12 protein-coding genes are annotated in these 22,096 nt (G+C 70.1%); 4 read left to right on the forward strand and 8 right to left on the reverse strand.

Annotated elements, in window-relative coordinates:
• Window positions 1–2: 2 nt before the first annotated feature.
• Genes ABZ382_RS00720 through ABZ382_RS00735 form a run of 4 tightly spaced genes read right to left on the reverse strand, consistent with a single transcriptional unit; the run spans window position 3 to window position 14,532 of the window.
• The gene (locus ABZ382_RS00720; protein ID WP_357081908.1) at window positions 3–6,356 is read right to left on the reverse strand and encodes a beta-ketoacyl synthase N-terminal-like domain-containing protein; all 6,354 of its coding nucleotides are present in this window, start codon (window positions 6,354–6,356) and stop codon (window positions 3–5) included.
• 27 nt (window positions 6,357–6,383) lie between these two features.
• On the reverse strand, window positions 6,384–12,326 hold the full coding sequence (locus ABZ382_RS00725; protein WP_357081910.1) for an SDR family oxidoreductase: 5,943 nt from the start codon (window positions 12,324–12,326) through the stop codon (window positions 6,384–6,386).
• 15 nt (window positions 12,327–12,341) lie between these two features.
• Entirely contained in the window at window positions 12,342–13,934 is a 1,593-nt protein-coding gene (locus ABZ382_RS00730) for a PfaD family polyunsaturated fatty acid/polyketide biosynthesis protein (RefSeq protein WP_357081912.1), read from the reverse strand.
• A gap of 40 nt (window positions 13,935–13,974) precedes the next feature.
• A complete protein-coding gene (locus ABZ382_RS00735) occupies window positions 13,975–14,532 on the reverse strand; it encodes a carboxymuconolactone decarboxylase family protein (protein WP_357081915.1) in 558 nt (185 codons plus the stop codon).
• Window positions 14,533–14,925: 393 nt separating this feature from the next.
• Between ABZ382_RS00735 and ABZ382_RS00740 the strand changes: the two genes are divergently transcribed.
• From ABZ382_RS00740 to ABZ382_RS00750, 3 genes are read left to right on the forward strand one after another with little or no spacing between them, the layout of a single operon-like run.
• The gene (locus ABZ382_RS00740; protein WP_357081917.1) at window positions 14,926–15,516 is read left to right on the forward strand and encodes a WHG domain-containing protein; all 591 of its coding nucleotides are present in this window, start codon (window positions 14,926–14,928) and stop codon (window positions 15,514–15,516) included.
• Window positions 15,513–16,361: an alpha/beta hydrolase gene (locus ABZ382_RS00745; RefSeq protein ID WP_357081919.1), complete on the forward strand. Its 849-nt coding sequence runs from the start codon at window positions 15,513–15,515 to the stop codon at window positions 16,359–16,361. Before ABZ382_RS00740 ends, ABZ382_RS00745 begins: the two co-directional genes overlap by 4 nt.
• A gap of 9 nt (window positions 16,362–16,370) precedes the next feature.
• On the forward strand, window positions 16,371–16,730 hold the full coding sequence (locus tag ABZ382_RS00750; protein WP_357081921.1) for a VOC family protein: 360 nt from the start codon (window positions 16,371–16,373) through the stop codon (window positions 16,728–16,730).
• Between the two features lie 9 nt (window positions 16,731–16,739).
• On the opposite strand, the gene ABZ382_RS00755 is transcribed toward ABZ382_RS00750, so the two are convergent.
• The 3 genes from ABZ382_RS00755 to ABZ382_RS00765 all read right to left on the reverse strand — a co-directional run bounded on the left by ABZ382_RS00755 (window position 16,740) and on the right by ABZ382_RS00765 (window position 20,542).
• On the reverse strand, window positions 16,740–17,936 hold the full coding sequence (locus ABZ382_RS00755; RefSeq protein WP_357081923.1) for a DUF418 domain-containing protein: 1,197 nt from the start codon (window positions 17,934–17,936) through the stop codon (window positions 16,740–16,742).
• A gap of 91 nt (window positions 17,937–18,027) precedes the next feature.
• Window positions 18,028–18,912, reverse strand: coding sequence for an NAD(P)-dependent oxidoreductase (locus tag ABZ382_RS00760; RefSeq protein ID WP_357081925.1), 885 nt, complete (start codon window positions 18,910–18,912; stop codon window positions 18,028–18,030).
• 10 nt (window positions 18,913–18,922) lie between these two features.
• Window positions 18,923–20,542 carry an FAD-dependent monooxygenase gene (locus ABZ382_RS00765; protein WP_357081927.1) on the reverse strand — a complete coding sequence of 540 codons (1,620 nt, stop codon included), beginning with the start codon at window positions 20,540–20,542 and terminating at the stop codon, window positions 18,923–18,925.
• Window positions 20,543–20,650: 108 nt separating this feature from the next.
• Between ABZ382_RS00765 and ABZ382_RS00770 the strand changes: the two genes are divergently transcribed.
• Window positions 20,651–21,364, forward strand: a complete 714-nt coding sequence (locus ABZ382_RS00770) for a TetR/AcrR family transcriptional regulator (RefSeq protein WP_357081929.1) — start codon at window positions 20,651–20,653, stop codon at window positions 21,362–21,364.
• Window positions 21,365–21,374: 10 nt separating this feature from the next.
• Here the strand turns inward: ABZ382_RS00770 and narI are convergent, their stop codons facing one another.
• Window positions 21,375–22,091, reverse strand: coding sequence for a respiratory nitrate reductase subunit gamma (narI, locus tag ABZ382_RS00775; protein WP_357083965.1), 717 nt, complete (start codon window positions 22,089–22,091; stop codon window positions 21,375–21,377).
• Between the last annotated feature and the right edge of the window lie 5 nt (window positions 22,092–22,096).

Below are 22,096 nucleotides of genomic sequence, written 5' to 3' on the forward strand. Positions count from 1 at the left end.
TGTCAGCTCCTCGGTGTGTGCGGGGATGATGCGCCGCGGGCGACGACGGCCACGCGCGGCAGGTGATAGATGCGACGGCCGTCGACCCACAGCCAGGCCTCGGCGACGGCGGTCCGGGTGTCGGACGTCGATCCCGTCTCCAGGATCTCGGCCTCGATGGTGATCAGCGCATCGGTGGGGACGACCTGGCCGCGGTATTTCCAGACCAGGCGGTTATCGAGTGAGACGGGATCGAAGCGTGGGTCGATGAGTCCGGCCGTCAGACCCTGCTCGAGCATCAGCCATTGCACGGTCTGCACGATCGCTTCGACGCCGAGCGATCCCGGCATGACCGGGTCCTGGAAGAAGTGCGCCTTGAAGAACCACTCGCCCGCATCGACGGACTTCTCCGTGGTGACTCGGCCCAGACCCGCCCGGCCGCCGTCCGGCCAGTGGCCCGCGATCCGGTCGATCATGAGCAGCATGTCGCCGGGCAGGCCCGGGCGGGCTGCGGCCCGGGGCGTCCCGAGCCGCGCGGGTGCGGCGGATTGCTGGTCGCCGGGCGGCATCCCGATCTGGGTGGCCAACGCGGATTCGGAGAAGTAGCCGAACACCGTCGATCCGTCGAGCAGCGGACGACCGTCGAGTTCGCAATGGACGGAGAAGGTTTCGATGATCATGCCGTTGAGCTCGGACACCGACAGCAGACGGGCGGTGGTCCGGATCGAGCCGGCGCCGGCGGTCACCGTGTCGTGCACGGCGACGTCGCCGTCGAGGTTGCGAATGAACAGTTCGCCTTCACCGTGGACCGGGCTGCCCGCGTAGGCGCCGAGCCACCCGCAGGGTTGCAGTGCCACCTCCATGAGCACCGCGGCCGGCATGACCGGGGTCGCGTTCTCGGCGAGGAACCACGCCCGGTCGGGGACGTCGTACTCGGCCACGACCTCGCTGCCGATGTGCAGCTGCCCGTACGGGCCGGTGGTCTCCACGATCCTCGTCATGAAGTGGTACGGCGGACCGGGTACCCGAGGTGGCCGTCCCCCGCGGGCGAATCCCGCGTAGAGCGGCCCGAACCCCACGGCCGGATCGCCCCATGAACAGGCCAGCAGCGCCGCGTAGTCCAAACGCTGCCCGCCCAATTCGGCGGTCGGCGTGGAGTCGGCACAGCCCGCCGAGCCGCCGAGCCGTTGCGGCGGCACGGCCGCGCCCGTCTCCTGCGTGACGGCGGGCCCGAGTGCACGCCAATGGTTCAGCGGGAAGTCCGGAACCAGCCGGACCGCAAGCCCTTCGACGTGCAGGGCCTTGACACCGTCGACGGAGACGAGCACTTCCGCGCGCAGCGTCGGATACGGCCCGGCCGACAGCGCCGACACGAAGACCTCGTACACGAGCCCGCGACTCTCGGGCGTGACCTGGCTGCGGCATCGCAACCGGCACGGTTCGCCGGGAACAGGTTCGAACCGCCAGCCGTCCCGGTCCAGGGTGAAGCCGGTGGCCGCCAGGTAGAACGACATCGCCTGCACGCAGCCGTCGAACATGAGCGAACCCGGCATGCACGGATCGTTCTGGAAGTGTCCGTCGAAGAACCAGTCCTCCGGTGACACCGGCGTCTCGGCGCGCAGATATCCGCGCCCCCAGGGACCGCCCTCCGAATCGAATTCGGTGACCTCACGCAGTAATTGGGACGGCGTCGACCCGATGGCGGGGCTGCGCACGTGGGTTCGCGCGAGGTCCCAGCCGGGCCCGAAGGCGTCGGCCGGGCGGCCCTGCGCGAACGCGGTGACCTGGTCGGCGCTGAAGCTACGCGCGTCGGTGCGCACCGCGACGGCATCGACGACGCCATCGGGGGCCGGATGGTGTACCGGATCCCACAACACCCCGGCGCTCGCGGCGAGTTCGTCGTCGGAGAAGTACCCGGCCTGGCCGTCGCGAATGGTCAGGAACCGGCGGCCGTCGGCGGTGCCGTCGTACTCGAAGAAGAACAGTCGCTGGCCCGCGTGTTCGGCGTGACCGTTGATCCGGATCTCGTAGCTCAGCTCGGTGCCGGCAGTCGGCGGGGAGCCGTGGAACACGGCCTCGCAGCCGAGCAGGCGGTAGACGCGCAGTCCTCGATTGCCCAGATCCGCGCCGAGCCAGCTGATCAGCAGCAGGTCGGCCTGACCGGCCTCGAGGAGCAGACCCGGTGGCATCCGGCCGGTCTGGTCGAGGTACCAGCTGTCGGGGCGGACACTGGTTTCGGTCCAGATCTTGCCGATGCCCATGGTCGCCGGTTCGGCGTCGATGCCGGTGACCCGGTCGGCGAGCAGGAGCGGCGGTCTCGGCATACGGGTCTGCCGGAAGTCGTCGTCCTGGCTCACGAATTGCGGCCCGAACAGATCCGAGATCCGGCCCGTCGCCAGGTATTCCAGTTGGGCGCGATCGAATTCAGGGCCCGGCCGAGGCGGCGATGCCGGTGTCATCGGAGTCGGTGGTGCGACCGCCGCGCCGTGCCGGGCGGAGATGCTCCCGGCTCCGAGGGATTCGACCATGGCGGCACGACGCTCCATGTAGGACTGCTGGGCCTGGGCGGCGACGCGCAGGTATTCCGTCTGCGTCCAGGTGGTTTCGCGGAATTGGGCGACCGCCGCGAGCGCTGCGACCCGCTGTCGGCGGTGTCTGTCCGCGGCCGCGGGAACCATCTCCGCCGCGACCGGCCGGGGTGCTCGGGGCTGCGGTGTGGCCGGTCCGACGGCCGGGGCGGGCGTCATGGTGAGCGGCTCGACGTCGGCCAGGCGCATCGCGGGCGCGTGCGCCGGGACCACCAGATAGTTATCGGGCACATCGTCCGGTGCTGGGCTCACCACCGATTCGGCCAGGGCCGCCACATCGACATCGATTCCGGCGGCACACAATTCCGCCACCGCGGCGAACAGACTCCGCAATCCGTCCGCGGGGTTCGCGTCGAGCGCGACCGCCACGTGGTCGCGCTCGCCGAGGATGCGCTTGATCCAACCGGTGGACAGCGATGACGGCCCGTGCTCGACGAAGACCCGGACGCCGTCGGCGTAGGCCCGTTCGACCAGCGCCACATAGTCGATGTGACCGATGATCTGATCCGCCATCGCCTCGGCCACGCTTTCCGCGTCCAACCGGTGCGGCCGCGCGGTCACGCAGTTGTAGAAGGTGATGCCCGGGACATCGGTGGTCGGGCGGCAGTACAAGCGGCACAAGCGATCCCGCAGACCTTCGAGCTCGGGGGCGTGCGCGGCCAGGTCGTAGTCCAGACGCATGGTCGCGGTCTCACCCAGGGCCCGCAGCACTGCCGCGACAGCCCGCTCCTCGCCGCCGATCACACAGGTCTCGGGAGTGTTGACGGCCATCATGTGCACCGCGGGCTCGGCCGCGATCACCGATCGCACGGTCTCGGGCGGGGCGAGGACCAGGTAACTGCACCAGCGCTCCCCTGCCACACCGGCGGTCGCCCACGCCGCGCGAATCGCCCGCAGCGCACCGGCCAGTTCCTCGGTGTAGACGCCACTGGCCCGCACATCGGCACTCAGTCCGGCGATATCGGACCACACGCCGAGCGCCACGAGCGCCGCGCCCGCACCGGAGGAATAGCCCAGCGATGCCGACGGGACGATCCCGAGCACGTCCCGGGTCAGGACGGTATGCAGCACAGCCAGATACAGCGCGCCGCCGACCTGGTCGATCGCCAGCGCGGGGCTGCCGTCACCCTCGTGCGCCCAGCGCAGGGCGTTCGAGCCGCCGGGGTGCCGCGCCTCGACTCGATCCAGCAGCGCGGGCATGCCCAGCAGCAGGGCGCGGCCCATTCCCGGATAGGTCGCGGAGCCGTTGGTGTAGACGAAGGAGACTTGTCCCCCAATGGGTTCGGCGCGGAAGGACACGCCGGGCGGGCGGGGGCCGCGGTCCACGAGCCAGCGTCGCACGGCCGGGGTCAGCGCCCGAGCCTGAGCCAGGTCGGCCGCCACGACGGCGATCCGGGCCGGACCGGCATTGTCCTGTTGCCCGGCTTCGAGGGCAGTCAGCGCCGCCGTGGTGTCGTGTCCGGAGAAGACGAACACCCGGAGCGGGCCTTCGGCGGTCGCGGGTTCGCGGTCACTTGCGGCCAGGTGGATCGAGGCGGGCTCTCCGCCAAGGGGATTCACCCGGACCTGCGCGGTCCGCGCCCACGGTGCTGGATCGGCCTGTCGTCCGATCTGGAACCTCACCCCCAGCCGCAAGGCGAGAACAGCGGTGGCTACGGCGATCAGGCCGCGGGCGGCGTGTACCGGACCGACGATCTCGGCCGGGTCGAATGCAGTCTCGGGGCCGATCGACAGGCCCACGGATTCGGTCGGAGCTCCGGCGTCCAGCAACGCCAGGACCGTGTCCCCGGCCCGCTCGGCGTCGGCCAGCCGTTTCACGACGAGGACCACAGCACAGTCACCCGCCCGGTCGTCCAGCCCGAGGGCGCGTGCCGCCGTCTGATGAATCACGGCGTCCGGCAGGTCGACCGCACCCACCACCGCGGCATCCACCTCCCCGACGCGCAGTGCGCGGGCCGCGAGGTCCAGTGCGGTGGTGCCCGACGCCTCCTCGGCCATGACCGCGAAGCTGGGACCGGTCAGATCGAACTGCGAGCTGATCCGATTCGCCACGACATTCGCCATGTGCCCGATTCCGGAGCTTCCCGTGAGCGGGCGGACCGCACCGTCGGCCAGCGGGCTGCGATGCCCGTGCGCGGCCGCCCACGACTCGTGGCGGTAGCGGGCGTGCCTGCGGGCGGCATCCGCGTCGGAGCCCATCCCCACCACAACCATGGTCTCGGCTGGAAGCGTCCGCTCCGCCACCGCGTCACGGACCGCCTGCAACAGCAGAATCTGTTGGGGCAGAGCTTCGGCGACATCGTTGGGCGGAAACCGCAAGCCGCTCAATCGGGTTTCCACGGAGACGGCGGGAGCCGGGATCGGTCGTCCCGCGAGGAGCGCCTCGCGGAAGTCGCGCAGCGTACGACCGTCGCCGGTGCGCACCCCGAGCGCGACGATCGCGATCCGATCCGTCCTCCGGTCGAGAGCCGGGGCGGCGGAGGGGATCGATTCCTGCGCGCCGTCCACGATCAGGTGGGCGTTGTTGCCCCCGAATCCGAACGCGCTGACCGCACCCCGGAGCGGTCCGGTCCACGGCTCGTTTCCGGTGAGCAGCCGCAATGGCCGATCGTGCAATTCCGGGGTCGGCTCCTCCGCACCCGCCGAAGCAGGCCGGATCCCGTTGTTCAACGCGCCGAGGATCTTCAAGAGCCCGGCGGCCCCGGCGGCGGTGAGCAGATGACCCACATTCGACTTCGCCGAGCCGACCGGCAATCCCTCGTGATCGGCGAAAACGGCACTCGCGCTGGCGATCTCGACGGCATCGCCCACCGTGGTCCCGGTCGCGTGGCACTCCAGCAGTGACACCGTCTTCGGATCGACCGCCGCCATCCGGTAGGCCGCGCGCATGGCCCGCTCCTGCCCGGACCGGTCGGGAGCGAAGAAGCCGCCGGAGCGACCGTCATTGGACAGGCCGATCCCCCGGATCACTCCGAGGATCGGGCGGCCCTCCGACACCGCGTCCCGATGGCGCATCAACGTGACCACCGCCGCGCCCTCGGCGGGCACCAAGCCGTCGGCGTCGCGATGGAACGGCCGTGTGCGCCCCGACTTGCTGAGCGCCTGCATCGCCGCGAATCCCTGCTGGATGTAGAGGCCGTCCGAACCCGAGACTCCGCCCGCCACCATCACATCCGCGGTCCGGTCGTGCAATCGGTCGCAGGCGATCTTGATCGCGTACAGGCTGGACGCACAGGCGGCATCGAGCGCGAAGCCGCCCTGTCCGAGTCCGAGCGCGCGGGCGGCGAGCTGGGCGGGCAGGCCGGCGCTGAATCGTGCGCGCGGATCCACCGCCGCACGCCCGGGAATCATCCGGGCGGAGTCGGGCAGTTCGGCGAACCAGCGCTGTTCGGCGAACTCCGCCTCCTGTCGCCACGGATATCCCAGGTTTCCCAGTACCAGGCCTGATCCGGCCGGCGGCGCGAGATCGCCGAGCGCCGTGCGGCCCGCGTGGACCACCCACCGCAGCGCGGGATCCCAGCCCGCGATCTCCTCGGCGTCGACCGCGAACCCGGTCGCGTCGAAGATCTCGTCGAAGCCCCGGACCAGGCCCGCGACGGCGGGCCGGTCGGGATCCGCCCATTCGACGGTGCCCAGACCGGTCCATGCCGCGGGCATCCGCCATTCCTCCGGTGACACCCGGTCGATGCTCACCCGGCCCGCGGAGATGTTGTCCCACAGGCTGGTTGGATCGAGGGCGCCCGGCAGGACGCAGCCCTGTCCGACGATGGCGATCGGTTCGAAGTGCATCGGGACCTCGTTTTCGCTGAGCTCGGTTCAGGCCAGATCGGGGCGTTTGACGAGGGTCACGCCGAACAGTTCGGCGCGCACCGCGCCGTCGGGTTCCAGCAGCGCGACATCGCAGACGGCGATGTCATCGGTGCCGTGGCGGCCCTGGACGACACAGTGCAGCGGTTCGGACGCGGGACCCAGCCGGTGCCAGCGGAATTCGTCCATGCGCATGGGCAGGGTCGCCCCGCCCAGCACGGTCTCCGCCCACAGCGCGGTGAGTTGCAGCGCCCCGTCCACGGCGACCGGGTCGGTGTTCCACGACGGCGGCCATCCGAGCGAGATCGCTCCCCGCACCCGGGCCGCCGCCCCCGCCCGGGCGACCTCGACCAGGCCGTCGAGGGCTTGGAACGCGGGCCCGTGGAACAGCAGCTTGCCGTCGTAGACCTCGGGCTTCCCCAACGGTTTCAAGCCCGAGGGCGTCTCCCACCGACCGGGTGCGCCGACCGCGGCGGCACTGGCCCGGTAATGCGGTGCGGGACCGTCGGTCATGAGCCGCAGCCGGGCGCCGTCGGGATCGCTCTCCACCACGAGCATGCGATCCCGGCCGGGGAGCTCGACCTTGCGCAGCACTTCGAGATCGGTCAGCGCGACCGCCCCCTCGCCGGGCCGCCGGCTGAGGGCGAGTCCGGACATCCACTCCACGGCCATGGCCACCGGAAGGACCGGCGTGCCGGCGATGCTGTGGTCGGTGAGACCCGCGAAACGTTCACCGGCGACCGATATCTCGGCGCGCATCGCCCCGCCGATCCCCGGGCCCGATCCGATCACCACCTGGGTGCCCGGATCGGTGGTGACCAGCTCGGCCACGAAGGCACGGGCTCCGGCGCGCAGCGGGATCAGGCCGACCCCGCGTCCGGTGAACTGGGCCGCGATCAGCGGAGTGACCATGCCGCCGTCCCACGGGCCCCAGCAGATCGAGCGGACCCGGCAGTCGGGCCGCCGGGCTTGTTCGGCGGCGGCAACGTGATTGAGCACCTCATTGGCCATCGCGTAGTCGCTCTGCCCCGGATTGCCGAAACGCGCGGCGACCGAGGAGAACAGGCAGATCGTGTCGAGGGGATCCGACGCGGTCGCCTCGAGCAGCACGCGCAGACCCTCCACCTTGGTGGTGAAGACCCGGTCGAACTGCTCCTCGGTCTTGTCGGCGATGCGCTTGTCCGCGAGCCCGCCCGCGCCGTGCACGAGTCCGGTGATCGGGCCCCAGACCGTGCGAATCTCGTTGAGCGCGGCCGCGACCGCCGCGGGGTCCGCCACGTCCAGCGGGAAGTACCGGACCTCGGCGCCGGCCTGCTCGAGTTCGCGCAGGTTCGCGCGGACCTCGCGGGCCGCGATCACCGCCCTGGCGCGCGCGGTGATCGCGGCCGGCGACGCCGCGACGCCCTCCGCGGCCAGCACGCCGATCAGAGCGGTCTCGGTGCGCGCCGCCGCCCACGTCTCCGGTTCGTCGGCCAACTCGGTCCGGGCGAGGATTGCCAGCCTGAGGGCGCGCCCGGCGGCGAGTTCCCGGATCGCCGCGGCGGTGACCCCGCGAGCTCCGCCGGAGACGACCAGGACCGCCGGGCCACTCGGAACCGCCCGCGTCGTTTCGGCTATCGCCGGCACGACCTCGACGCCGTGCCGGGTGCCGTCGGCGCGCAACCCGACATCCAGGGTCGGTCCGCCGCTCAATAACTCGGCCACGATCGCGTCGGCGACCTCGGCGTCGGACCGTCCGCCCCGCTCACAGTCGATCGCCTTCACCGACGCCGCGGGCCACTCGTGGGCGGCCGTCCTGGCCAAGGCGGCCAGACCTCCCGCCCACGCCCGCATGCCGGGATCGCCGGTGAGGGCGAAACCTCCACCGGTGTCCTGCACGGTGACGAAGACACCGCCCTGATTCTCCAGGCCGGGGGCGGCCGCCCGCGCCCAACCCAGGGCTTCGCGCTGGAGGCGGACGCCGGTCCGGGGTGAATCCACCGCGGCCAGGCCGCCCAGCAGGATCAGACCGCCGGACGCCGCGGGCGCCGTCGTCTCCACCGCGTCGATTCCATTGCGTATCAGCCGATCGACGATCGGGCGGGCCAGGCCGCTCCCGCCGTCGACCACCTGCACCGGCCGGGCGCGGAGCCCGGCCATCGCCAGACCGCTCGCGGCCACCGGCACCGTCCCTACCCGATAGCGGACCGGTTCAGGCTCCTCGGGCTGAGCGCTCGGCTCCCGGCCCGACATGCCGACCGCCACGGGAGCGGGACGACCGCCGCCGACTCGCATCACCACCTCGTTCAGCGTTCGCGCCCGGAACAACTCGCTCATCTCGGGGGAATCGGCGGGCGGCAACCCCGGCACCCGTTGACGGACCGTGGACAGGATCTCCACCTTCTTGATCGAGTCGACGCCCAGATCCGATTCGAGGTCCATGTCACCGCCGATCAGGGACTCCGGGTAGCCGGTCTTCTCCGACACCACCGCCACCAGCGCGTCCAAGCTCAGTCCGCCCGGCTGCGCCGCGTCGGCGGCGGCGGGTTCGGCGACCGCGACGGGTGCGGCGGCCGGGATCGGCTCCGGTGCGGCAGGTTTCGGAGCAGGCGGTGCCGGAACTGGAACCGGGGCCGGGGCCACCGGAGCGGGAGCCGGAGCCGCCGCGACGGGAGTGGGGACCCGCGGAGGTGGCGGGGCAACCACCGGCTGCGGCGCGGGCGCGGGTCTTTCCGGCCGGACCACCGGTGCTGGAGCCGGGGTGATGGTCGGCGCCGCCGCGATGACCGGCGAGGTCGGCCGGGACAGTGCGGCGGGAGCGACCGGAGCCGGTGCGAGCGTACGGGTTTCGGGCCGGGCGGGCGGGGTGTCATCGAGGTAACCGGTGAGGCGGTTGATCGAATTCTCGGCCATCACCAGGAAGTTCTGCTGGCTGGCCGCGAGCGTCTGCTGGAACAGCACATGGGTTTCCGCGGTCTGGCGCTGGACTTCGACGAAGGCCTGCAGCCAGGGATCTCCGACGTCGTGCGACATGCTCTCGACGGTGGGCACGACCGGGGTCGGCCGGACCGCGGCAGGCTCGATCGGCGGTTCGGGGGCGGGGCTCTGCATGGTGTAGCTCTCCTTCACAACGGGGTCGGCGGGAAGAACGGGGTCGTCGGGTTCGGGTTCGATACGGGGCCGGGCGAATTGGGAACCGTTGATCTTGATGGACATCGCGGGACGCTCGGCCGTGTCCTGTGTGGGCAGACCGTCCTGCCAGAGCGCGGCGGTGTCGACCGGGATGCCGTGGACCACGAGCGCGCCCAAGGCCGACAGCAGCGCGGTGACACCGTTGCTGCCGCGCCGATCCAGGGCGACCGTCAGGTGCGGGCGGTCACCGAGCACCGCGGCGGCCATACCGCTCAGTGCCGTGCCCGCACCGACCTCCACGAATACCCGTGCGCCCGCGGCATACATGGCTTCGATCTGGTCGACGAACAGCACCGGGGACGCGACCTGCGCCGCGAGACGATCGCGGATGGTCGTCGCCGCGTCCGGATAGGTCAGCGCGTCGGCATTGCCGTACACCCGGAATCCGGGCGCCCGCAGGTCGAGGGTGTTCAGGTGGTCGAGTAGCGGCGCGGCGGCCGTCGCGACCAGCGGACTGTGGAACGCGGTCGCGACATTCAGCCTCCGGCAGGAGATCTCGGCGTCCGCGCAGGCGGCCCGCACGGTCTCGACGGCCTCCACCGTGCCGGACACGACGACCTGGTCGGGCCGGTTGTGGTTGGCCACCCACACATCCGCCGCGACCACCCGTGCCAGCACCTCGCGGACCCGATCGATCGGCGCCATCACCGCGAGCATGGCCCCGGGGCGGTCCGCGGCCGCGTGCACGAGTTCGCCTCGGCGGCGGGCCAATCGGAGCAGACCCGGCAGGTCCAGCACCCCGGCGGCGGACAGGGCCACGAGCTCGCCGAGACTGTGCCCGGCCGCCAGATCGGGACGGATGCCCGCGGACTCGAGCACGGCGAGCAGCGACATGCTGTGAGCGGCCAGTGCCGGCTGGGTCCACCGGGTGTCGGTGAGCAGCTCGCGCTGCGCCTCCTCGGCGTCGTCACCGAAGACCGGCGGTGGGAACACCACCTCATGGAGTGGCCGATCCCCCAGCTCCAAACCGGCTGCCCGGTCCCAGACGTCGCGAGCCACATCGAAGGCCATCGCGACATCGGCGCCCATCCCGGGGTACTGCGCCCCCTGCCCAGGGAACAGGTAGGCCACCGCACCGGGTTCGGCGGGGCCCTGCTGGAACGAGATCCCCGCGGGCAGCGGCATACCCGCGCGGTCGCCGTCGGAGATCGCGGCCAGCGCGAGCTCCAATCGTTCGGCGAAGTCCTGCCCCGCCGCGACCACCACCGCCAGCCGCGCGGGCGCGGCGGGATCGAAGCTGCGCTGGCTCTCCGCGGCGATCAGCTCGATGCCGTCGAGCCCGGCCAGCTCCGCGCCGCGGGCAGCCAGCCCATCGATGGCCGGGGCGCTGAGCAGTACCAGCTCGGCGGGCATGGTGCGGATCGCCTGCGCCCCGCGCCCGGTGCCGTGCGGCACGTACTCCTCGAGCGCCATGTGGAAGTTGCTGCCGCCGAAGCCCGAACTGGACATCGACGCCCGGCGCGGATGCTGTTCCGACCGGATCCACGGACGGGTCCGCGTGCTCAGATAGAAGGGGCTCGACTCGAGTTCCATGGCGGGATTGGGCCGGTCGATCTTGATCGTCGGCGGTAATCGCTTGTGCTGCAGGGCCAGCACCGTTTTGATCATCGCCGCCGCGCCCGCGGCCGCCTTGGTGTGCCCGATCTGCGACTTCACCGACCCCAGCGCACACCAGCCGGTGTCCTCGCGCGCGGGAGCGAAAACCTCCCGCAGCGCCGCGAATTCGGCGGCGTCACCCGCGCGGGTGCCCGTGCCGTGGGCCTCGACCAGCTCGACCGTCGACGGTCCGTACCCGGCGCGCTCGTAGGTTCGCGTCAGCGCCCGCGCCTGTCCGGGGGCCGCCGGTGCGTAGATGGCGGTTCCGCGGCCGTCCGAGGATGTTCCGATCCCCTTGATCACCGCGTGGATCCGGTCGCCGTCGCGTTCGGCGTCCGCGAGCCGCTTGAGCGCGACCATGCCCACGCCCTCACCCAGGATGGTGCCGTCGGCGTCCTCCGAGAACGGCCGGATATCACCGGTTTTCGACAGCGCCGGCGTCTTGCTGAAGCCGAGGAAGGTCATCGGGTTGTTGCAGGTGTCCACGCCGCCACTGATCATCAGATCGGCTTGGCCGAGCACGAGTTCGTTGACCGCGGCGTGGACCGCCGCCAGCGAGCCCGCGCACGCCGCGTCGATGGTGCAGTTGGTGCCGTGCAGATCCAGCCGGTTCGCGATGCGCCCGGCGATCACATTGGCCAGCAGGCCCGGCAGGCTCGCCTCCTGCCACTGCACGAACCGCGCGCTGATGCGGTCGCACACGCGTCGCGCCTCCGCCTCGGACAGGCTGGACTCCCGCAGCGCCGCCATCCACGCGGGCTGCTGGCTGCGCGCGTCCATGGTGCCGACCATGGACAGCACCGCGCTGCCCAGGATCACGCCGACCCGCTCGGTGTCCAAGGGCCCGGCCAGGTTTCGGCGCACGTCGGACAGCAGCCGGTCGGCGACGACCAGTCCCAGCAACTGGGCCGGGTCGGTGGCGGCCATGGCGGCGGGCGGCATGCCGTGCGCGATCGGATCGAAGTCGATGTCGGGCAGGAAGCCGCCGCGTTTGCAGTAGGTCTTGTCGGGCGCGGCCGGGTCGGGGTCGTAGTAGTCCTCGATCGGCCAGTGCGTGTCGGGAACATCGGTGATCAGGTCGCGGCCCTCGACGATATTGCGCCAGAACTGGGTCAGGTCGGCGGCGCCGGGCATGACGGCCGCCATCCCCACGATGGCGATCGGAACCGATCGGATATCAGGCATGCGGGACTCCGGAGGTCAGCTGATGTGACAGGGCAGATGCAGGCCGGTGCGCGGGACCGGAATGCCGTAGGAGCGCAACTGCTGGGCGCGCGTCGCCACCGCGGCCCCTTCGAGCAGGTTCAGCGCGATGTGCGCGACCGTGCGGTTGCCGGGATCGGCGAGCGGACTGCCCGCGATCCAGCGGTTGAACGCCCCGATGGCCGGGCCGCACCAGATTTGGTAATCGGCCTCGCGGCCCGGTTCACCGTCGATCGCCCAGCGGACGGAACGACCGAGATAGGACCGGAAGACCAGTGCCATGCGGTGGCGGGCGTCGGTGTCGGCTCGGGTCGCCTGGCCGGGATCACGTTCCTGCCAGAACGCGCGGGTCTGCGCCCACGCCTCCTGCAGCGAGCACCGCAGCAGCTCGCGCTCGATCCGTGAACGCAGGTCGGCGGGCAGCGCCTCGAGGTTCTCGTGGGCGCGGTAGGCGTCGTAGAGCAGCGCCGCCCGCGCCGGATACAGGGTGCCGCGGCGCAGGACCTGCACCTTGACCCCGTACTCGAACATGTCCCCGGCGGGCGCCATGGCCACGTCCGCGAGGTCGGCTCCGGCGAGCAGTTCCTTTGCCGCCGGGGACAATTCGGCCTCAGCGGACAACTGATTGATGGTGCCGGTGACTACATAGTCCGCGCCGCACGCGAACGCGGCGGCCACACCCGCCGGATCCCCGAGACCACCGGCGGCTCCGACGCGTATCCGTTCCTGGTGCCCGTACCGCCGAGCCAGACTCTCCCGCAGCGCCAGCGCCGCCGGCAGCACGACGGTCAGGGGCCGATTGTCGGTGTGTCCCCCGCTGTCGCCCTCGACGGTGATATCGGAGGCCAGCGGCACCCGCTGGGCCAGCCGCGCCTCGTCCACGGTGATCGACCCCTGCTCGACCAGCAGCCGCAGCAGGTCCTCGGGCGCCGGGGACATGAACTTCTCGGCGACCTCCGGGCGGGACACCTTCGCGAACAGGTGGATTCGCCGGCGGACCGCGCCCGAGTCGTCGACGGTCAGGCCCGCGACCGCGCAACGCACCACGGCCGGGGTCAGATCCATGAACGCCGACGCGGATACCTTCGGGACCCGGTACTGCTGGAGCAGGTCCACCACCCGATCCTCGTGGCCCGGCTGCGACGGCGCGTGCAGCAGGTTCACGCCCCAGTTCGCGCGCCCGGCCAGCTCGCGCGACAACTGGGCCACCGCGCGTTCGAGCACCGCCATGGACAGTCCGCCCGCGCCGAGGAAGCCGAGCATGTCGGCGCGGGCCATGGCGATCACCAGCCGGGTGCCGGCGATGCCGTTGGCCATCTCGCCCGCGATGTACGGGAAACGGACACCGTGGGCCGCCGCGAATCCAGGATCGCCGAGCCACTCGGGGAACAGGGGCGGCAAGGTGCCCAGCACCTCATGGCCCTCGCTGGTGCCCGCGGCCACATGGCCACCGGTCCCGAGCCCGCGCGCACCATCGGCGCTGCGGCGCAGCACATGCGCGGTCACCCGCGGCGCACGGGCCGCGGCGACGATCTCCTTCGGCAGATATGCGGGCGACGCATCACCTTGATGCCAGCGGAGCCCCGTCACAGCGCAGTCCATTCCGAAATCGATATTGCGGGAAAGTCATTCATGCGGTAGCCCTCGCGCCCGCCCGGAGAACCTCATCGCCGGGGCGGGGATCGGAATCCACCTCGAATACCGTGGCCACCCTGCCCAGTAGGAAGTAGAAACCGGTGAGCATTACCGCTTCCACCACCTGGCGTTCGGTGAAATATGCGCGCACCGCATCGAATTGATAATCCGAGATAATTGGCGATGCGGCGACCACCACGGTGAATCGCAATAATTCCTGCTGGGCGGGGGAAAAGCAGTCCGCATCCAAATCGCCTCGGAGCAGCGCCGCGCGTTGCTCGTCGGTGACGCCCGCGAGCTCGGAGATCGGCACGTGCTGATCCCACTCGTAGGAAGCCTGAAACCGCAGGCCAGTAGCTAGAATCAGCAGTTCGCGGTCAACCGGGGTGAGGGTCGACTCCAGCAGGCCGACCACTCCGAGGACCGCGGCCGAGCCCATCATTTTCGGTGAGTGCAGCATCATTCGGAAGACGTTGAGCAAATCCTTGCCATCGAGAGCCGCGCGCACATCGTCGGGAATATTCTCATCGAGGCCGTATTCGATTCTTGCCATTGACTTCTTTCTCCATCTCTGTTCTCCGCCACACGCTTCGATGCGGTCTCGGAAAGAAACTTTGAACGTCGAAGCAAAGGTAACTCACACGGATGCAAGGGAACTCAATTAGGGGGCAGCGTGTTCAATGGCACGCGTGTAATTACGACACGGTCGAGTGGCATAGAAGACGGGCGTGGGTCAGAGTTCCACTGGCGCAAGGGCATCGGTGGCCGCACGCCCGCCGCGGAGGCGGGACCTGCCGCCGGACTTCCGAAACGCGCGGCGCTGCTTGGCATTTCCGCAAGCAGCTTCGGCAGGGGTGACGACGGGGAAGCGTCGACCTGGTTTCGCCGGAGGCTCCGAACCTATGTATATTAGGTTTTAACCTAATGGACTTAGGAAGGAGTGCTGATGTCGCCGCGGGTGGGACTGAACGCCGAACGCATCACACAGGCGGCGGCCGAGATGGCCGATGCCATCGGGTTCGACAATGTCACGCTGGCCGCGGTCGCCAAGCACTTCGGGGTGAAGGATCCGAGCCTCTACTCGCACGTCCGGAATCTGCAGGATCTGCGTACACGCATCGCTCTGCAGGCGGCGGTCGAGATGACCGACCGGATCGGGGTGGCGGTCCAGGGACGGGCGGGTCGCGACGCGCTGATCGCCTTCGCGAACGCCTACCGCGACTACGCCCGCGAACACCCCGGCCGCTACGACGCGACCCAGCGCAAGCTCGACATCGAGGCCATCGCCGACGCCCCCGGAGCGGTCCGCAGCGTGCAGCTCACCGAAGCCCTGCTGCGCGGCTACGACCTCGACGGCCCCGAGCTCATCGACGCGGGCCGCCTGCTGCGCAGCACCTTCCACGGTTTCGCGACGCTCGAGACCGTCGGCGGCTTCAACCACTCCCGCGAGACCGACGGGTCCTGGGCGCGCATCCTCGACGCCCTGCATCTGCTGCTGACCCAGTGGCCGACAACGAAACAGGAGACCCCGCAATGAGATCCGAGACGCTACCGGTACCGGGCGCGACCATCTACTACGAGGTGCGCGGCAGCGGCCCGCTCGTGCTGTTCCTGCCCGGCGGTGGGGGCGACGCGGCCTCGGTGGACCCGATCGCCGAGGTTCTCGAGGACCGGTTCACGGTGGTGTCGCTGGATCAGCGCGGCTATTCGCGCAGCGTCCTCGACGGTCCGCAGCGGACGCAGCGGGTCGAGGTGCAGAGCGACGACGTCCACCGGCTGCTGAGCCACCTCACCGGTGAGCCCGCACTCGTCGTCGGCGGCAGCAATGGCGCGATCGTCGGACTCGATCTGCTGGCCCGGCATCCGGAACAGGTGTCGCTGCTGATCGCGCACGAACCACCGTGTTTCGCCGTCCTTCCCGACGCCGCCGAACAGCGCGCCATGATCGACGAGGTCTACACCCTGTTCCGCACCGAAGGCCCCGGCCCGGCGTCGGTGCGCTTCCTGGCGGGCATCGGCAATGCCATGAAACCGTCTCCGATGCCCGACGAACTGCCGCCGCGCGCCGCCGAGATGTGGGCACGACTGGCGGCCAACGGCCCGCTGATGCTCGAACACGAGCTCCGCGAATTCACCTCGTACCTGCCCGATTTCGCGGCGCTCGCCCCGCTGGCCGATCGACTGGTCCTGGCCGCCGGGCGTGAGACGAAAGGGTGCCTGCCGTACCGTCCCGCCGTCGAGATCGCCCGCCGGCTGGGGATCGAGGTCACCGAGTTCCCCGGCGCCCACAATGGGATGCGAACCGAAGCCCCCGAATTCGCGGCGCGACTGGGCGACATACTGACCGCGCACCTGCGCACCGGAGCGGCCCGACGCTGTTAGCGTCGGCACATGATCACCGGTGCGCACACCATCCTCTACGCCGAGGACGCCGACGCGGCACGGGCCTTCTTCCGTGACGTCCTCGGTCTGGCCCATGTCGACGCGAACAACGGGTGGCTCATCTTCAAGTCGCCGCCCGCCGAACTCGCCGTGCATCCCGCGCAAGTCCCCGACAGTGGCAAGGCCGAGCTGTATCTCATGTGCGACGACCTGACCGCCACCGTGGCCGACCTGCGGTCCCAGGGCGTCGAATTCACCTCGGACGTCACCGATGCCGGGTGGGGCCTGCTCACCATGCTGAAGGTGCCGGGCGCGGGCCAGATCGGCCTCTACCAGCCGCGACACGCCACGGCGTACGACCTGCCCTGAACGGCGCACCTACGCTGTCGGTTTCCGCCACGCGGGGATCGACAGGTAGGTCGCCGCGCGCAACAGCCACTCGACCGGGCCGTACGGGTGAGTCCGCAACCACCGAGCGCTGAGCCGGATCTGCACCAGATAGGTGGCGACCGCGAGCAGTACGACCCCGACCGGGGGCACGCGATCGGCCAGTGCCAGACCGTATCCGGTGTAGACGAGCATCAGAACCACCGACTGCCCGATGTAGTTGGTCGCCGCCATCCGCCCGGCGGGTGCGAGCCAGCCGACCGCGCCCGCCCATCGGTAGCGGGCCAGCCACACGATGCCCGCCGCGTACCCGAGCGTCAGCAACGGGTTCGCGAGTTCCTGCACCCCGTACCAGAACGACGGCAGCTCCCCATGCAGCGTCATCAATGTCACTGTGACGGCGGAAACAGGCAGTCCCACACCGAATCCCACCGCCAGCGCCCGCGGCAGCCACCGGGTTGTCCAGTCCGTGTCCTCGAACACGCGGCGCTTGCCGGCCGCCAAGCCGACCAGGAACATCCCCAGCGCCGGAATGCCCTGACCGATCCAGGTGAAGATCATGAACTTCGGGCCGAACTCCAGCTGGGCGCGCAGCGTGTCACCGGCACTGCCGGAGTAGCCATCATGCATCCGCTGCAAATCGAACACCTCGCCCAGCCCGGCCAGTCCCCCGTTGCCCGGCAGGAACGCCAGTGACGCGAAGGCGAAATACAGCACCAGGCCGGTGATCAGGGCCGGGCGCGGCCGAATCCGGCGCAGCGCCACCAGGATCAGGCACAGCGCGGCGTACAGGGTGAGGATGTCGCCGATCCACAGCAACAGCAGATGCGCCAGACCGATCAGGAACAGGGCGAGGCAGCGGCGCACCAGCCGGGGCGTGGCCGCGACGCCCGCCCGCCCGGCGGCCGCGATCTGCAAGGTGAACGAGTACCCGAACAGGAACGCGAACAGCAGATAGAACTTGCCGAGGAAGAATCCGTCGATCAGCCCGTAGACGAACCGGTCCAGGGTGCCGTCGAACATCGGCTGCGGATCGGCGCCCGCGCCCGGCGACGACCAGAGCATGGTCGCCACCACGGTGTTGGTGACCAGAATCCCGAACAGCGCGAATCCGCGCAGACTGTCGACCACCCCGATGCGCTGCCCCCGCGTCACACCGGCTGCCTGGGTTTCGAGCTGTTCGGACATGCCTTCACGCTATTTCCGGCAGCGTCCCCGCCACATCCACCACGGTCCCGGATTCCCTATCCGACCTCCGAGGTATTGACAGGCCCGGAAGTCATCCCATGGCAGGACCTCTCAACAGGTCGATGAGCTTCGTTTCGGATAGGTCGCCATGTCCCGCCGCGATCAGACGCTCGAAGATCCGCTCGGCGGTATGGCCCAGAGCCGCGGGAGTGCCGACCGCGTCGGCCAGTTCGACCCCGATCCGGGTGTCCTTCAGCCGCAGCGCCGCGGTGAAGGCGATATCGCGGTCGTGCGCGCCGGCGATCATCTCCGCGCACATGCGGATCACCGTCGGGCTGGCCGCGCCGCCACGCGAGAGGGTATCGGCGACGACCGACAGGTCCAAACCCGCGAGTTCCGCGGTGCGCAGGGCCTCGGCGGTGGCGGCGATCTGAATGGAACCGAGCAGGTTCTGGATCAGCTTGTAGCTCGTGCCCGAACCGGCCTCACCGAAGTGCACGATGTCGGTGCACAGGGGTCGCAACAGTGGGCGCGCCGCATCGAGGTGAGCGGCGGCCGCACCGACGAACAGGGTCAGTCGCCCCGCAGCCGCGACGTCGGGCAGCCCCGTCACCGGGGAGTCGAGATACCGAAGACCCTGGGCGGCGGCATGTTTCGCCAGCTCCAGCACCCACGGCCGGGAGAGGGTCGAGAACTCCACGGCGAATGCGCCCGGAACGTAGTCCCCCGCCAGCGCGCCGTCCGCCCCCAGCCAGGCCGCCCGCGACGCCTCGTCATCGGCCACCATGGCGAGGATCGCCTCGGCGTTCCGGGTGGCCTCGCGAGGCGTGGCCGCGAATACGGCTCCCTGAGCGACGAGTTCGGCGCCCTTGGCGGCGGTCCTGTTGTAGACCACCACCTCGTGCCCGGCGGCGACCATGCGCCCCGCCATCCCCGCACCCATCCGGCCCAACCCCAGAAACGCGATCCTCGCCACGAGCCGAACCCTACCTACCGCTGCCTACCGGCCGCATCGCTCGACCGTTCAGCGACAGGATTTCACTCAACGCATCGATCAGGGCGATCCGCGGGTCGAGGGGCCGGTCGATCATGCGCCAGGCGACCACATGGTCGGGGCGCACCAGGACCACGCCGTCCGGGCGCAGACCGATGCCACCGGTCCAATCGCTGTCCGTCACCGGGATTCGATGCACGGTCAAGGGAATCGCCAGTGCGTCGGCGGCGGCGTGCGCGGCATCAGCCCAGTCCTCGTCGGCGGTCAGGACGGTGAGATCCCTGCCGACCAGATCCAGCGTCGATGCCCTGTCCCCGTCGTGCGGCACCCAGCGATGCGGCAGGCGCGAGCCGGGCGTGCCGTCCAGGACCAGCGAAATGTCCTCGGTGGATGGCAATGCCGGATTCGAGCCGATGACAGCGGTGGATTCGTAGCGGTAACCCACGTGCACGACGGGCGCATTGAACACTCCGGCCCGTTGGCGAGCAGCGACGATCTCCGGGGAGTTCTCCCAGTGCAGCCGGGGGTCCGACAGCCGCAGCACGGCTTGCGCGAGCGTGGTCGCGGCGACCGGCCGCCGTTCCGCCTCGTAGCTGTCCAGAAGTCCAGGGTCGGCCCACCCGAGGTGGACGGCGGCGATCTTCCACGCGAGGTTGTGAGCATCGGCCACACCGGTATTCAGTCCGAAAGCGCCCAACGGAGGCACGGTGTGGGCGGCATCGCCCACGAGGAAGACCCGACCGGATCGGAACCGCTCGGCCAGCTGTCCACGCGGCCGCCAGGGCAGCACGCTGATCACCTCGACGTCGATGCCAGGGTCACCGACCGCCGCCCGGATCAGCTCCACGCACCGGGCATCGGGGAGTCCCCCGTCCGAATCATCGGCGGGCACATGGAGAATCCACTCGCCGGTTCCGTCCACGGTGACCAGCAGGCCCGAGATGTCCGGGTTTTCGATCGTGCAGGTCGCGAAAGAGCGGCCGCCGGTATACGGGGTGAGGTCAGCGCGAAACAGCATGCTGATCATGGGCGTTCCCAAGGGCCCGGGCCCCTCGACCTCGATATCGAGCAGGCCGCGGACATCACTACGCGCCCCGTCCGCCCCGATCAGATAGTCGGCTCGCACCACGGAGCCATCGGACAACACCGCGCGCACGCCGTCGTCGTCCTGCGTGAACGATTCCAGCCGCGTCGAATACCGCACCACCGCACCGCGTTCCCGCGCCGCGGGCAGCAGCACCGAGTCCAGCCGATGCTGCGGGCACGTACCCCGCACCAGCGCCGGACTGGAATCGTCCGTGCGCGAGGCGGCAGCCACCGCGGCCGCGGGATCGGTTGCGGCGAAGTCTGCCTCGGCCAGTGTGCGCGTGTAGACCTTGCCGAGCCCGGCGCGCATATCGATGCTCACCGCATTGACCGCGTCTTCGAGCCCTTCGGCGCGCAGCATCTCCATGGTTCGCCGCGACAGCCCGGTGGCGCGCGGATGCGGTGACGGGCCGGGCTGCGCCTCGACCACGATCGTCGGAACGCCGTACCCGGACAGGAAGACGGCGGCGGCCAGGCCGACCGTGCCTCCCCCGGCGATCAGGACGGTAACTCGGTGTTCGGTCATTGCGAAACTCCTTATGGATACACCGTAGCCGTAATGGATACACCGTAACCACAGTGTTAGGCTGAGCGCAATGGCGCGGCGACGCGCGAGAATCCGGACAGGAGCGTGATGACGAACGACAACCCCGTGCTGGTCTGGAGCAAGGAACGCCCGGAACCCGCCCGGCGCGCGCCCAGCGTCGACCGCATCGTCGCCACCGCCCTGACCCTGGCCGACACCGAGGGGCTCGACGCGGTATCCATGCGCCGCATCGCCACCGAACTCGGCTCCGGCACCGCCTCGCTCTACCGCTACATCACCGACCGCGGCGAACTACTGGACCTCATGATCGACGCCGCCCAGGCCGAAATCCCGCCACCGGCCCTCACCGGTGATGCCCGCGCCGACCTCGCCGCGGTCGCCCACCACTTCCGGGATCTCCTGCTCCGCCATCACTGGCTGGGCCGCGTCCTGTCCGGCCGTCCAGCCCTGGGCCCGAATGCCCTGCGCCGCTTCGATATCGCCATGGCCGCGGCCTTGGAGCTCACCGACGACATCACGCTGGCCGCCAATATCGTCGACACGGTGCTGTCCTACGTCGCCGGCGCCGCCATCCAGGAACTGTCCGAGATTCGCGCCCAACGACGCACCGGACTCACCGAGAACCAGTGGCGCGAGGCGGTCGGCCCCTACCTCCGAACCGCCATCGCCACCGGCGACTATCCCCACTTCGCCCGCCGCATCCGCGACGCCGAAGACCCCACTCCCGAGCAGACATTCGCCTTCGGCCTGTCCTGCGTCCTCGAAGGCGTGCTGGCAACCGCGCGAGCCGCCTCGGACTAGGCCGTGTCGCCTAGCGCCCCACCGGCTCCCATCCGCGCTTGGGCTTCGACTCACCCGGGGTCCGGACATCGCGGCTGCGGTAGACGACGTAGGGGCGGGTCAGGTAGCCGACGGGGGCGGAGAACACGTGCACGAGGCGGCTGAAGGGCCAGAACGCGAACAGGGCGCAGGCCGACAGCGCGTGCAGCTGGAAACCGACGGGCGCGTCGACCATCAGTTCCGGCTCGGGCTGGAAGTAGAAGATGGACCGGAACCACGGGGCGATGTCCTCGCGGTAGTTGTGCGGGTGGCCGGTCAGATTGCCGTACAGCGTCGCGCCGAGGCCCAGCGCCAGGGTCAGGCCCAGCAGCACGTACATGACCTTGTCGTTGCGGGTGGTGGCCGAGAAGACCGGGCCCACCGTGCGGCGTCGGTAGATCAGGATGATCAGGCCGGCGACCGTCGCGACGCCCGCGATCGCGCCCAGGCTGAACGACGCCGCGTGGTAGACGCTTTCACTGATGCCCACCGCCTCGGTCCACGATTCCGGGATCACCAGGCCGATCACGTGCCCGAGGAACACGAACACGATGCCGTAGTGGAACAGCGGCGACCCCAGTCGCAGCAGCCGGTTCTCGTAGAGCTGCGAGGAGCGGGTGGTCCAGCCGAACTTGTCGTAGCGATACCGCCAGATCAGCCCGACGACGCACATCCCCAGCGCCGCGTACGGGACGGCGACCCACAACAGATAAT

It is taken from the genome of Nocardia sp. NPDC005825, assembly GCF_040630175.1.
In the GTDB taxonomy this organism is placed as follows: Bacteria; Actinomycetota; Actinomycetes; order Mycobacteriales; family Mycobacteriaceae; genus Nocardia.